This is a genomic window from Erwinia sp. STN24, from assembly GCF_041320675.1.
Taxonomy (GTDB): domain Bacteria; phylum Pseudomonadota; class Gammaproteobacteria; order Enterobacterales; family Enterobacteriaceae; genus Erwinia; species Erwinia aeris.
Genome location: NZ_JBGGPM010000010.1, coordinates 76,112 through 89,638 on the forward strand (window position 1 = coordinate 76,112; position 13,527 = coordinate 89,638).

General features: G+C 58.0%; 12 protein-coding genes and 1 pseudogene. 10 read left to right on the top strand and 3 right to left on the bottom strand.

Going from position 1 to position 13,527, the window contains the following annotated elements:
* The first annotated feature begins 2 nt into the window (after positions 1 to 2).
* From tatA to tatD, 4 genes and pseudogenes are all read left to right on the top strand, one after another.
* Positions 3 to 248, top strand: coding sequence for a Sec-independent protein translocase subunit TatA (gene tatA, locus ACA373_RS21305; RefSeq protein WP_125290683.1), 246 nt, complete (start codon positions 3 to 5; stop codon positions 246 to 248).
* A gap of 3 nt (positions 249 to 251) precedes the next feature.
* Positions 252 to 761 (top strand): annotated as a pseudogene (tatB, locus tag ACA373_RS21310) (Sec-independent protein translocase protein TatB); the annotation flags it as partial.
* A gap of 401 nt (positions 762 to 1,162) precedes the next feature.
* Positions 1,163 to 1,912 carry a Sec-independent protein translocase subunit TatC gene (tatC, locus tag ACA373_RS21315; RefSeq protein ID WP_253457299.1) on the top strand — a complete coding sequence of 250 codons (750 nt, stop codon included), beginning with the start codon at positions 1,163 to 1,165 and terminating at the stop codon, positions 1,910 to 1,912.
* 65 nt (positions 1,913 to 1,977) lie between these two features.
* Positions 1,978 to 2,766, top strand: a complete 789-nt coding sequence (tatD, locus tag ACA373_RS21320) for a 3'-5' ssDNA/RNA exonuclease TatD (RefSeq protein ID WP_253457301.1) — start codon at positions 1,978 to 1,980, stop codon at positions 2,764 to 2,766.
* A gap of 2 nt (positions 2,767 to 2,768) precedes the next feature.
* Here the strand turns inward: tatD and rfaH are convergent, their stop codons facing one another.
* Positions 2,769 to 3,257, bottom strand: coding sequence for a transcription/translation regulatory transformer protein RfaH (gene rfaH, locus ACA373_RS21325; RefSeq protein WP_253457303.1), 489 nt, complete (start codon positions 3,255 to 3,257; stop codon positions 2,769 to 2,771).
* Positions 3,258 to 3,547: 290 nt separating this feature from the next.
* Here rfaH and ubiD point away from each other — a divergent pair, with 290 nt between their 5' ends.
* Positions 3,548 to 5,050 carry a 4-hydroxy-3-polyprenylbenzoate decarboxylase gene (gene ubiD, locus ACA373_RS21330; RefSeq protein WP_253457306.1) on the top strand — a complete coding sequence of 501 codons (1,503 nt, stop codon included), beginning with the start codon at positions 3,548 to 3,550 and terminating at the stop codon, positions 5,048 to 5,050.
* A gap of 21 nt (positions 5,051 to 5,071) precedes the next feature.
* Positions 5,072 to 5,773 (top strand): NAD(P)H-flavin reductase, encoded by a 702-nt coding sequence (gene fre, locus ACA373_RS21335; RefSeq protein ID WP_253457309.1) that lies wholly within the window; start codon positions 5,072 to 5,074, stop codon positions 5,771 to 5,773.
* Between the two features lie 45 nt (positions 5,774 to 5,818).
* On the opposite strand, the gene fadA is transcribed toward fre, so the two are convergent.
* Both fadA and fadB read right to left on the bottom strand, forming a co-directional pair.
* Positions 5,819 to 6,982 carry an acetyl-CoA C-acyltransferase FadA gene (fadA, locus tag ACA373_RS21340; RefSeq protein ID WP_301253060.1) on the bottom strand — a complete coding sequence of 388 codons (1,164 nt, stop codon included), beginning with the start codon at positions 6,980 to 6,982 and terminating at the stop codon, positions 5,819 to 5,821.
* Positions 6,983 to 6,992: 10 nt separating this feature from the next.
* Positions 6,993 to 9,176 (bottom strand): fatty acid oxidation complex subunit alpha FadB, encoded by a 2,184-nt coding sequence (fadB, locus tag ACA373_RS21345; protein ID WP_370735044.1) that lies wholly within the window; start codon positions 9,174 to 9,176, stop codon positions 6,993 to 6,995.
* A 179-nt stretch (positions 9,177 to 9,355) separates the two neighbouring features.
* Here fadB and pepQ point away from each other — a divergent pair, with 179 nt between their 5' ends.
* From pepQ to hemG, 4 genes are read left to right on the top strand one after another with little or no spacing between them, the layout of a single operon-like run.
* A complete protein-coding gene (gene pepQ / locus ACA373_RS21350; protein WP_370735046.1) occupies positions 9,356 to 10,687 on the top strand; it encodes a Xaa-Pro dipeptidase in 1,332 nt (443 codons plus the stop codon).
* On the top strand, positions 10,687 to 11,298 hold the full coding sequence (locus tag ACA373_RS21355) for an IMPACT family protein (protein WP_253457317.1): 612 nt from the start codon (positions 10,687 to 10,689) through the stop codon (positions 11,296 to 11,298). The genes pepQ and ACA373_RS21355 overlap by 1 nt, the downstream gene beginning before the upstream one ends.
* A gap of 26 nt (positions 11,299 to 11,324) precedes the next feature.
* Complete coding sequence (trkH, locus tag ACA373_RS21360) at positions 11,325 to 12,776, top strand: Trk system potassium transporter TrkH (protein ID WP_125290673.1); 1,452 nt, start codon at positions 11,325 to 11,327, stop codon at positions 12,774 to 12,776.
* A gap of 15 nt (positions 12,777 to 12,791) precedes the next feature.
* Positions 12,792 to 13,328 (top strand): menaquinone-dependent protoporphyrinogen IX dehydrogenase, encoded by a 537-nt coding sequence (hemG, locus tag ACA373_RS21365; protein ID WP_253457320.1) that lies wholly within the window; start codon positions 12,792 to 12,794, stop codon positions 13,326 to 13,328.
* The last annotated feature ends 199 nt before the right edge of the window (positions 13,329 to 13,527 follow it).

Here is a 13,527-nt window from a genome sequence, read left to right on the forward strand (position 1 = left end):
TTATGGGCGGTATTAGTATCTGGCAATTGTTAATTATTGCCGTAATCGTTGTGCTGCTCTTCGGCACGAAGAAACTGCGCGGGCTGGGTTCCGATCTCGGTTCATCAATCAAAGGCTTTAAAAAAGCCATGAGCGACGATGACGAAAAGCCAAAAACACATGCCGACGATGCTGATTTTAAAGCCACTCTGGCCGACAAACAGCACGCAGAAGCGAAGAAAGAAGACGTTAAGAACGACAAGGTGTAAGCCGTGTTCGACATAGGTTTTAGTGAACTGATTCTGGTGTTTATTATCGGGCTGGTAGTGCTGGGTCCGCAGCGTTTGCCGGTTGCGGTAAAAACCGTGGTCGGCTGGATCCGCGCGCTGCGCTCGCTGGCGGCTAATGTGCAAAACGAACTGGCGCAGGAGCTGAAACTCCAGGAGCTGCAGGACAGCCTGAAGAAGGTGGAAGAGGCCAGTAAAAACAGCCTGTCGCCGGAGCTGAAAGCCTCGATGGAAGAGCTGAAGCAGTCGGCGGAATCCATGAAGCGTACCTATCTGGGCGAGAACGAAAAAGCGGACGACGAAGCTAACACTATCCACAATCCGCTGGTGAAAAACGCCGAGGATTCTCATGAAGGCGTGACGCCTGCTGCGGCCGATCATCAGGCCAGCGCCCCGGCGCAGGCGCCAGAGGCAGCAACCAGTGCAGCGCCACAGCCTGCGGTGCAGCAGGAACAGCATACGCCAGTCGTACATGTTTCGCCTGCGGCGAGCGATATGGCAGCAGCGCACTCTGCTACGGTTCGCGTTGCTGAACCTGCCGCAAGCGGTGTAGCCCAGGTTGCTGAAACTGTTTCGCCTGTCGCAAGCGATGCGGCTGTAGCACCGTCCGCTGCGGTTCACGTTGCCGAACCTGCCGCAAGCGGGGTAGCCCAGGTCGCTGAACCTGCTTCGTCTGCTGCAAGCGATGCGGCCGTAGCAAAATCCGCGACGGCCAGGGCTGCTGAAGCGCCTGCCGCCGCCAGCGCGCCTTATGAAACCGCCGCCGGAAAGCCGGACGCCGCGTCGAATACGGCGCCTGCCGCCGCGCCTGAAAAGCCAAAGGCCGTTAAAGACGAAGCGCCGACGCTTTCCAGCCGTGCGCCTGTTTCCACCACCCAACCGGATGAACGCTAAACATGGCTGTTGAAGATACCCAACCGCTTATCAGCCATCTGATTGAGCTGCGTAAGCGCCTGCTGAACTGCATTATCGCCGTGGTGGCGATTTTCCTTTGCCTGGCGTACTTTTCCAACGATATTTATCAGCTGGTTTCCGCGCCGCTGATCGAGCAGATGCCAGCGGGCGCCAGCATGATCGCGACCGACGTGGCTTCGCCTTTTTTCGCGCCGGTCAAGCTGACCATGATCGTTTCCGTCTTCCTTGCGGTACCGGTGATCCTTTACCAAATCTGGGCCTTTATCGCGCCCGCGCTTTACCGCCACGAACGCAGGCTGGTGGTGCCGCTGTTGATTTCCAGTTCATTCCTATTCTATATAGGGATGGCTTTCGCCTACTTTGTTGTCTTCCCGTTGGCCTTTGGGTTCTTCGCTAAAACCGCGCCGCACGGCGTGCAGATCGCTACCGATATCAATAACTATCTCGATTTCGTAATGGCGTTGTTTATGGCGTTTGGCGTCTCTTTCGAGGTGCCGATTGCTATCGTGCTGCTGTGCTGGACCGGTGTGACCACGCCGGAGGAACTGAAGGCGAAGCGGCCTTATGTTCTGGTCGGCGCTTTTATCGTAGGTATGCTGTTGACGCCGCCGGATGTGCTTTCCCAGACGCTGCTGGCCATTCCGATGTACTGCCTGTTTGAGGTCGGCGTGTTCTTCTCCCGTTTCTATACCGGATTACGGCGGGAAGAGAGTGACCAGGAGACGGAGTAGCCGCGAAGGCCTGCCCACATTAAAAAATAACCGCCCGTAAGGGCGGTTACTGTTTGGAACACGCTATGTTTGATATTGGGGTCAATCTGACCAGCACGCAGTTCGCCAAAGATCGCGACAAGGTTGTAAAACGCGCCGTTGATGCGGGCGTCACCGGCATTCTGATTACCGGCACCAACGCGCTGGAGAGCCAGCAGGCGCAGAGCCTGGCGAAACGTCGTTCCGGCTACTGCTGGTCTACGGCAGGCGTTCATCCGCATCACGCCAGCGAATGGTCGGCGGAAACGGCCGCCACCTTAAGAAGGCTGGCGGAAAGCCCGGAAGTGGCGGCGATTGGCGAGTGCGGGCTGGATTTCAACCGCAACATCTGCGGGCCGGAACAGCAGGCTTACGCCTTCAATGCTCAGCTTGAGCTGGCGGCCGATCTGCAGCTGCCCGTTTTTCTGCACTGCCGCGAAGCGCACGATCGCTTTCTCGCTATCCTGACGCCCTGGCTGCCAAAGCTGCCCGGCGCGGTCGTACACTGTTTTACCGGCACGAAAGCGGAGCTGGAAGCCTGTCTGGCTGCCGGGCTTTATATCGGCATTACGGGATGGGTGTGCGATGAACGTCGCGGACTTGAGCTGCGCGAGCTGATGCCGCTTATTCCTGCTGACAGGCTGCTGCTGGAAACGGACGCGCCTTATTTGCTGCCGCGCGACATGCGTCCCCGCCCTGCATCGCGACGTAACGAGCCGTGCTTTCTGCCACATATCGTGGAACAGGTCGCGCTACTGCGCGGCGAAGAGGCGGCTACGCTGGGGCAGCAGTGCGACAGCAATGCGCGAGCGCTTTTCCGTCTGAACGCGCAGTAGCCTCAGAGTTTCTGGAACTGCCGATTGTCCAGGCTGCGGACGATCTGCTTATTCAGTAGGTTAAGCAGCAGCATAGAACGCGCCTCGCCGTCCGGCTCGGTAAAAATTGCCTTCAGGCCTTCGAAAGCGCCAGCGGTAATCAATACTCTGTCGCCGGGCTGCGGTAGCGTCGGTGCGGGCAGCGTTACCGTCGCCTGCGTTTGCAGCGCTTCGATCACGTCCTGCGGCACGGTCGCGGGCAGATTGCCGAAGCGAACGAAATGGCTGACGCCGCGCGTGGCGCTGATGGTCGTGGTATGAATCGCTTCCGGATCGAACTCAATAAAAAGGTAGTTCGGGAACAGCGGCTCATTTACCTGAGTACGCTTGCCGCGCACCAGTTTCTCTAAGGCAATCATGGGGCTGAGACAATGCACCGCCTGGCGCTCAAGATGTTCTTTCGCGCGGGTAAGCTGGCCACGTTTGCAATAAAGTAAATACCAGGATTCCATAACGTCACTTTGCAATTACAGGGTCGCTAAGAATAACAAAAATAGCGTGATAGTTATAGCAACATGCAGGCCAGAAGGCGCCTGAAATCGCGATGAATGAACGGACAGCGTTAAGCATAAAGCTTATTAACTGTAGTTATCAGCGGATCGGTTGATGAGTCGGGATGCCGGAAGAAAAAATTTTTGGCGGTCGCAGCGTGAGCGCGCCGACCTCCTGCCGCGAAAAACTAAGCACGAGAGCTTAATCCTCCCTATAATGGCCGATTCACTGACCGTATTGATGAGAAGTCATGAAATACCACGACCTACGCGACTTCCTTTCCCTGCTGGAGCAGCGCGGGGAATTAAAACGCATTAAGCAAGAGATCGATCCCGATCTTGAAATGACCGAAATTGCCGATCGCACCCTGCGAGCTGGCGGGCCGGCGCTGCTGTTTGAAAACCCCAAAGGCTATAATATGCCGGTGCTGTGCAACCTTTTCGGCACGCCGGATCGCGTTGCGCTGGGCATGGGCCAGGAAGACGTGAAGGCGCTGCGTGAAGTGGGCCGCCTGCTCGCCTTTTTGAAAGAGCCGGAACCGCCGCGCGGTTTTCGCGACTTTTTCGACAAAATGCCGCAGTGGAAGCAGGTGCTGAATATGCCGACGAAGCGCCTGCGCGACGCGCCGTGCCAGCAGCAAATCTGGCAGGGCGATGAAGTCGATCTGAGCCGCATTCCGGTGATGAAGTGCTGGCCGGAAGATGCCGCGCCGCTGATCACCTGGGGCCTGACGGTTACGCGCGGCCCGCACAAAGAGCGGCAGAACCTGGGCATCTATCGCCAGCAGGTTATTGGTAAGAACAAACTCATTATGCGCTGGCTGTCGCATCGCGGCGGCGCGCTGGATTTCCAGGAGTGGACGCAGCAGCATCCCGGCGAGCGCTTCCCGGTCTCCGTCGCGCTGGGCGCCGATCCCGCCACCATTTTGGGCGCGGTCACGCCGGTTCCCGATACGCTTTCTGAATATGCTTTTGCGGGACTGCTGCGCGGCACCAAAACCGAAGTCGTGAAGTGCGTCTCCAACGATCTGGAAGTGCCGGCCAGCGCGGAAATCGTGCTGGAAGGCTATATCGAGGCGGGCGAAGTGGCGCCGGAAGGGCCGTATGGCGACCATACCGGCTACTATAATGAAGTCGATAACTTCCCGGTGTTTACCGTCACCCACATTACGCAACGCCGCGACGCCATCTATCACTCCACCTATACCGGGCGTCCGCCGGATGAGCCAGCCGTGCTGGGCGTGGCGCTGAATGAAGTCTTCGTGCCGATCCTGCAAAAGCAGTTCCCGGAGATCGTCGATTTTTATCTGCCGCCGGAAGGCTGTTCCTATCGTCTGGCGATCGTTACGATGAAAAAGCAGTACGCAGGCCATGCCAAGCGGGTGATGATGGGCGTTTGGTCATTTTTGCGCCAGTTTATGTACACTAAGTTTGTTATCGTATGTGACGACGATGTGAACGCGCGCGACTGGAACGACGTTATCTGGGCCATTACCACCCGGATGGATCCGGCCAGGGATACGGTGCTGGTAGAGAACACGCCTATCGACTACCTGGATTTCGCTTCGCCGGTTTCCGGGTTAGGCTCGAAAATGGGCCTGGACGCCACCAACAAGTGGCCCGGAGAAACCCAGCGCGAATGGGGCCGCCCTATTCGCAAAGATCCCGCCGTCACCGCGCGCATTGATGCCATATGGGACGAGTTAGGCATCTTCAGTGAGTCGCCCACGCGCAAAAACGCGCCCGGCAAATAATCGACCCGACAGAGGGAACGCATGACAACGTTAAGCTGTAAAGTGATCTCGGTAGAGGCGATAACCGATACCGTTTACCGAGTCCGTATGGTGCCGGAAGCCGATTTCAGCTTCCGGGCCGGTCAGTATCTGATGGTAGTGATGGACGAGCGCGACAAACGCCCGTTCTCGCTGGCTTCCACGCCGATGGAAAAAGAGATTATTGAGCTGCATATTGGCGCTTCGGAACTCAATCTCTACGCGATGGCGGTGATGGAACGGATCCAGGAGCAGCGCAGCATTACCGTGGATATTCCGCACGGCGACGCGTGGCTGCGTGAAGAGAGCGACCGTCCGCTGATCCTGATTGCGGGCGGCACGGGCTTCTCCTACGCCCGTTCGATCCTGCTGACCGCGCTGGCGCAGCGGCCGGAGCGTCATATCGAAATTTACTGGGGCGGCCGTGAACTGAAGCACCTCTACGATATGGACGAACTGGAAGCGCTGGCGGTGAAGCACCCGAACCTGAAGGTGATCCCGGTGGTGGAACAGCCTGAGCCGGGCTGGGAAGGGCGTAGCGGCACCGTGCTGACGGCGGTTATGAACGACCACCGCAGCCTGGCCGAGTACGAGATCTATATCGCGGGCCGTTTTGAAATGGCGAAAATCGCGCGCGAACGCTTCTGTGCCGAGCGCGAGGCGAAAGCGGAACAGATGTTTGGCGACGCCTTCGCCTTTATCTAAGCCGGAACGATTGCGTAAAAAAGCCGCCCGTCACGGGCGGCTGCATCAAACCCTTTCCAGTACGGTAGCGATGCCCTGTCCCAAACCGATACACATGGTCGCCAGACCAAACTGTGCGTCGCGTCGCTCCATCAGGTTCAACAACGTCGTGGCGATCCGCGCGCCGGAACAGCCCAGCGGATGACCCAGCGCGATAGCGCCGCCGTTCAGATTGATTTTGTTATCCAGCTCCTCCATCAATCCCAGCTCCTTAATACACGGCAGCACCTGCGCGGCGAACGCTTCGTTCATCTCAAACAGATCGATATCGCTGACGTTCAGTCCTGCTTTCTTCAGCGCCAGCCGGGAGGCGGGCACCGGGCCAAAGCCCATAATCGACGGATCGCAGCCGACAACCGCCATCGAGCGGATCCGCGCCCGCGCTTTCAGGCCCAGCTCACGAGCGCGTGATTCGCTCATCAGCAGCATCGCCGCCGCGCCGTCGGAGAGCGCCGAGGAGCTGCCCGCCGTTACCGTGCCGTTAACCGGATCGAAGGCGGGCTTCAGCGCGGCCAGACCCGCTGTGGTGGTATCGGGACGGATCACTTCATCAAAATCATAGCGCTTGAGCACGCCGTCGCCGTCATGGCCGCTGGTCGCGACGATCTCCGCAGCAAAGTGGCCCGCCTGCGTGGCGGCCCAGGCGCGCTGGTGCGAGCGGGCGGCAAATTCATCCTGCCTTTCCCGACCGATCTGGTGCATACGCGCCAGCATTTCCGCCGTCAGGCCCATCATCCCGGCGGCTTTCGCCACGGTTTTGCCCAGGCCGGGATGAAAATCGACGCCGTGGCTCATCGGCACGTGGCCCATATGCTCCACGCCGCCCACCAGGCAGGCGCTGGCGTCGCCAACCATGATGGCGCGCGCGGCATCGTGCATCGCCTGCATCGAGGAGCCGCAAAGGCGGTTGACGGTGGTAGCGGGCACCCGATGCGGGATTTCCGCCAGCAGGGCGGCATTACGGGCGATGTTAAAACCCTGCTCCAGCGTTTGCTGCACGCAGCCCCAGTAAATATCATCCAGGCTTGCCGCCGCCAGCGCCGGGTTGCGGCTCAGCAGCGAGCGCATCAGATGCGCCGAGAGATCTTCCGCCCGGACATGGCGAAAAGCGCCGCCTTTGGAGCGGCCCATCGGCGTGCGGATGGCATCAACAATTACGACTTTTTCCATTTCTCTTTCCTTACGCCGTTTTCAGGACGTCATCGGCCGGTTGAACCTGCGGATACCATTGCGTTTTATGCTGCGCTTTTTCCTGCAGGCTGGCCGGCAGCTGATAAAGCGGGCCGAGCGCGGCAAAGAAGGCCGCCTGGCTGGCAAAGCGGGCGCTGCCCTGCGTATCCAGATAGCGGAAAACGCCGCCGCGAAACGGCGGGAAGCCCAGCCCGTAAACCAGCGCCATATCCGCTTCGGCCGGCGTGGCAATAATGTTTTCTTCCAGGCAGAGCACCACTTCGTTAACCATCGGGATCATCATTCGGGCCACAATTTCTTCATCGCTGAAAACGCGCTGCGGCTGGCTGACGCTTTGCAGCAGTTTATCGACTTCGGGATCGACAATTTTCTTTTGTTTACCTTTGCTGTCCTTCTCCCAGCGATAAAACCCGGCCTGACTTTTTTGTCCGAACCGTTTCGCCTCGAACAGCACGTCGATGGCATCACGGTAATCCTTTTTCATACGGTTCGGGAAACCGTCAGCCATTACGCTCTGCGCGTGATGCGCGGTATCAATGCCAACCACGTCCAGCAGCCAGGCAGGCCCCATCGGCCAGCCGAAATGCTTTTCCATGACTTTATCTATCTGACGATAATCCGCACCGTCGCGCAGCAGCAGGCTGAAGCCGGCAAAATAGGGGAACAGCACGCGGTTGACGAAAAAACCGGGACAGTCGTTCACCACGATGGGCGTCTTGCCCATTTGGTCGGCCCAGGCCACCACTTTCGCCAGCGTGGCGTCCGAGGTTTTTGCACCCCGGATCACTTCAACCAGCGGCATGCGGTGCACCGGATTAAAAAAGTGCATTCCGCAGAAGTTTTCCGGGCGCTGCAGCGCATCAGCAAGCTGGCTGATGGGAATAGTCGAGGTATTGGAAGCCAGAACGGCATCCTGATGAAGATGCTGTTCCGTCTCCGCCAGCACCGCCGCCTTAACGCGCGGGTTTTCCACCACGGCCTCGACGACCATATCGGCACGTTCAAATCCTTCATAGCTCAGGGTTGGATGGATAGCGCCGATGATGCCCGCCAGCTGCATCGCGTCAATTTTCCCTCGCGTCAGCTGCTTATTCAGCAGCCCGGCCGCTTCGGTCATACCGAGTTCCAGCGAGGCCGGATTGATATCCTTCATTAATACCGGTACGCCTTTGCTGGCCGCCTGATAAGCGATGCCGCCGCCCATAATGCCCGCGCCCAATACGGCAGCCTGCTTCGGTAGCGCGCTATTCTGCGCCAGCTTTTTCGCTTTCGCCTTCAGCGCGCGATCGTTAAGGAACAGGCCGACCAGCGCACGCGCCTCGTCGGAACGGGCCAGCGGGACAAAAGCCTGCGTTTCCAGCAGCAAAGCTTCATCACGGCCCAGCGCAGCAGCGGCCTCAATCGTTTTTACCGCCGTCAGCGGAGCAGGGTAGTGTTTGCCCGCGGTTTGCAGCACCACGCCTTTGGCAGTAGTGAAGCTCATCATCGCCTCAATTTTACTGAGCTTCAGCGGTTGCAGCTTCGGCTCGCGACGTTCGCGCCACGGCTGTTTGCCGCTAATGGCCTCGCGCAGGATGGCGATGCCCGCATCGCGCAGCTTATCAGCCGCCACAACGGCATCCACCAGGCCCAGCGCCAGCGCTTTTTGCGCATCGACATCTTTTCCGGCGGCGATAATTTCCAGCGCGCTGTCGGCGCCCAGCAGACGCGGCAGGCGCACCGAGCCGCCAAAGCCGGGCATGATCCCCAGCTTCGTTTCCGGCAGGCCAATACGCGCGTCCGGCGTGGCGATACGGAAATCCGTTGCCAGGATACATTCACAGCCGCCGCCCAGCGCATAGCCCTGTACGGCCGACAAGGTCGGCACCGGCAGATCCTCAAGCCGATTAAAGATAGCGTTGGCGTAATGCAGCCATTGCGTCAGCTGTTCCTCCGGGGCGGCGAACAGCGATAAAAATTCGGTAATATCCGCGCCGACGATAAACGCCGGTTTGCGCGAACTGAGCAGAACCGCCTGCAGATCCGGCTGCCGCTCCAGCACGGCTATCGCCTCGCCCAGGCTGGCGACGGTTTGCGTATCCAGTTTGTTAACTGAACCGGGCGCATCAAAAACCAGTTCAGCAATACCATTTTCCAGCCAGTTCAGGGTCAGGGTGTCGCCTTGGTAAAGCATTCTTCTCTCCTGCTGCCGCGCTAAAGGGATCTGGTCATACCAGATGATCGAGAGTGTGGAGTTGATGTTAATTATTTGCAAACGAGAGTTTGCTTATTTGCAAACAAGATCACAGGCGCGGCAAAACGATCTCGCCGTGCTAAGATGCGCCTGATTACGTGATTAACGGAGGTAAAGTGATGGACTCGTTGAGCGCCCTTTATCATGAGCATCTGAAGACGCTACAGGCGCGCGCGCAGCAGGTGCTGGCCCGCTTTAAGCTGGATGCCATGCTGATCCATTCCGGCGAACTGCTGACGGTTTTTCTGGATGACCACGACTACCCTTTCAAAGTAAACCCGCAGTTTAAAGCCTGGCTGCCGGTGACCACCGTGCCCAACTGCTGGCTGTGGGTCGACGGCGTCAACAAGCCGAAGCTCTGGTTTTATTCGCCGGTGGATTACTGGCACAACGTCGAGCCGCTGCCGCAAAGCTTCTGGACGGACGGCATGGAGATTACGGCGCTGAAAAAAGCGGATGAAATCGGCCAGCTGTTGCCGACAAACCGTGAAAACGTTGCCTATATCGGCCCGGTGCCGCAGCGTGCCGCTCAGCTTGGCATCAACGCCGCCGCGATCAACCCAAAAGGGGTGATCGACTTTCTGCATTATCATCGCTCTTATAAAACCGATTACGAACTTTACTGCCTGCGCGAAGCGCAAAAGACGGCGGTGATCGGTCATCGCGCAGCGAAGGAAGCCTTTCTTTCCGGCATGAGCGAGTTCGATATTAATATTGCTTACCTCAGCGCTACCGGCCATCGCGATATCGACGTGCCTTACGGCAATATCGTCGCGCTGAACGAACATGCCGCCGTGCTGCACTACACTAAGCTTGATCAATTGCCGCCGGAACAGCCGCGCAGCTTTCTGCTGGATGCAGGCACGGAATATAACGGTTATGCAGCGGATCTGACGCGCAGCTACGCTTACGATCCCGCCAGCGACTATGCGACGCTTATTCAGGATATGAATGAAGAAGAGCTGGCGCTGATTGCCACGCTGAAGGCGGGCGTGCGCTATACCGACTACCATCAGCAGATGCATCAGCGGCTGGCGAAACTGCTGCTGAAACATCAGCTGGTCAAAGGGCTGAGCGAAGAGGCGATGGTGGCGGAAAACCTTACCGGGCCGTTTATGCCGCACGGCGTGGGTCATCCGCTTGGCCTACAGGTGCATGACGTCGCCGGTTTTATGCAGGATGACAGCTGCACCCATCTGGCCGCGCCGCAGCAGTATCCCTTTTTACGCTGCACGCGCATCCTTGAACCGCGCATGGTACTGACGATTGAACCCGGCATCTACTTTATCGAGTCGCTGCTCGCGCCATGGCGCGAAGGCAAATTCAGCCAGCACTTCGACTGGGCGCGCATTGAGGCGCTGAAGCCTTATGGCGGTATCCGAATCGAAGATAACGTGGTGATCCATGAACAGGGCGTGGAAAACATGACCCGGGATCTGAAGCTGGATTAATGGACGCCTGGGAGATCCCCGCTGAAACCTTCAGCTTCAGCGAGGAAATAAAAAAAAGCCGCTTTATCACGCTGCTGGCGCATACCGAAGGCGTGGAGGCGGCGCGCGCTTTTGTGCAGCAGGTGAAAGGCGAGCATCCTGCCGCCCGGCATCACTGCTGGGCCTGGGTAGCGGGCGCGCCTGACGATTCGCAGCAGCTGGGTTTCTCGGATGACGGCGAGCCTTCCGGCACGGCGGGCAAACCGATGCTGGCCCAGCTGATGGGCAGCGGCGTGGGCGAGATAACGGCGGTAGTGGTGCGCTATTACGGCGGCATACAGCTGGGCACCGGCGGGCTGGTTAAGGCCTACGGCGGCGGCGTGCAGCAGGCATTAAAATTGCTGCCTCGTGCGCGGAAGGTGCCCATGCTGACCTTTACGCTGGTTTGCGACTATGCGCAGCTGGCGGAAATAGAAAGGATGGTCGCCCGTTTTAACGGTCAGCTGCTGCACAGCGAGTTTTTACAGCGTGTCTCGCTGACGCTGGCGCTGCCCCATGCGCAGGTCGCAGGCTTCACGCGCAATCTCACCGATTTCAGCAGAGGGGCGCTCCATCTGGCCCCGACCGACTAACACCTTGTCAGGAAAGGAAAGGCTACATGCATTTTCGTGCCATCACCCGCATCGTGGGTTTACTGGTCATTTTGTTTTCGGGCACCATGATCGTGCCGGGCCTGGTGGCGCTAATCTACCGTGACGGCGCCGGACGAGCCTTTACGCAAACCTTCTTTATGGCGTTACTGATCGGCTCGCTGCTGTGGTGGCCGAACCGCAAGCAGAAAAGCGAGCTGAAGCCGCGAGAAGGCTTTTTGATCGTCGTGCTGTTCTGGACGGTGCTGGGCAGCGTCGGGGCGATGCCCTTTATCTTTGCCGAACATCCTAACCTGTCGTTAACCGACGCGTTCTTTGAATCTTTCTCCGGCCTGACCACCACGGGCGCCACGACGCTGGTGGGGCTGGATTCCCTGCCCAAAGCCATTCTGTTCTACCGGCAAATGCTGCAATGGCTGGGCGGGATGGGGATCATCGTGCTGGCAGTGGCTATCCTGCCTATACTGGGCGTCGGCGGGATGCAGCTTTACCGTGCGGAGATGCCAGGCCCGCTGAAAGATAACAAGATGCGGCCCAGAATTGCCGAAACGGCAAAAACGCTCTGGCTGATCTACGTGCTGTTAACCGTCATTTGCGCACTAGCGCTCTGGCTGGCCGGGATGCCGCTGTTTGACGCCATCGGCCACAGCTTTTCTACTATAGCTATCGGCGGCTTTTCCACACATGACGCCAGTATCGGCTATTTTCACAGCCCAACCATTAACAGCATTATTGCCATTTTCCTGCTGATTTCCGGCTGTAACTACGGCCTGCACTTCACGCTGCTCAGCGGACGTAATCTGCGTGTTTACTGGCGCGACCCGGAATTCCGTATGTTTATCGGGGTGCAGTTCACGCTGGTTATCATCTGCACGCTGGTGCTTTGGGCGCACAATGTCTATCAAAGCGGGCTGCAGACGCTGAACCAGGCGTTTTTCCAGGTGGTTTCCATGGCGACGACGGCAGGCTTCACTACCGACAGCATCGCCCGTTGGCCGCTCTTCTTACCGGTACTGCTGCTTTGCTCTGCTTTTATCGGCGGCTGTGCGGGATCGACCGGCGGCGGCCTGAAGGTGATCCGCATCCTGCTGCTGTTCAAACAAGGGTCGCGCGAACTGAAGCGGCTGGTGCATCCCAATGCCGTTTACACTATTAAGCTGGGGCAGCGGGCGCTGCCGGAAAGAATACTGGAAGCGGTATGGGGATTCTTCTCCGCCTACGCGCTGGTGTTCCTGCTGAGCATGCTGGCCATTATCGCCACGGGCGTGGACGATTTTTCAGCCTTTGCCGCCGTCGCCGCAACGCTGAACAATCTGGGGCCGGGCTTAGGGGTAGTAGCGGATAACTTCACTACTATGAATGATACGGCGAAATGGATTTTGATTCTGACAATGCTGTTTGGTCGTCTTGAAGTCTTCACGCTGTTGGTTCTGTTTACGCCAACCTTCTGGCGCGAATAACAAAAGTTGGATCTTATGAAAGCACTTATTCTTTATTCCAGCCGTGACGGGCAGACTCGTGAAATCGCGGCTTATATAGCTAACCAGCTCAAAGCGCATCAGGAATGCGATACGATCAATATCCTTCAGGCGGATAACATCGAATGGGCCAGGTACGACAGGGTACTTATCGGCGCTTCTATTCGCTATGGCCACTTCCATCCTAAGGTCGACAAGTTTGTTAAGCAGCATCTGAACGAGCTTACCAAAAGGCCTTCGGGATTCTTCTCGGTTAACCTGACCGCGCGCAAGCCGGAGAAGCGTACGCCGCAGACAAACGCCTACACGCGTAAGTTCCTGCTGAACTCGCCGTGGCAGCCAGACTGCTGCGCCGTGTTCGCGGGCGCGCTGCGCTATCCGCGTTACGGCTTCTTCGACCGCTTTATGATTCAGCTGATTATGCGGATGACCGGCGGCGAAACGGATGCCAGTAAAGAAGTGGAGTATACCGACTGGGAGCAGGTGACGCGTTTTGCCCATGAATTTGCCGCTTTATCAGGCAATGTGAAGTAAAAACGGACGCTTTGTTGAAAAATACGGCTGTCGTTCATTTATTTGTAATAAACGCTTGTCAGCCGTCAAGAACTCCCTATAATGCGCAACCACTGAGACGGCACAACGGCTTACAGGCCAGCGGCTCAGGAGGTTCAGGAAGCTGAATCGCCGGAGAAAACTTCTGAAAAAGAGGTTGACTCTGAAGGAGGAAAGCGTA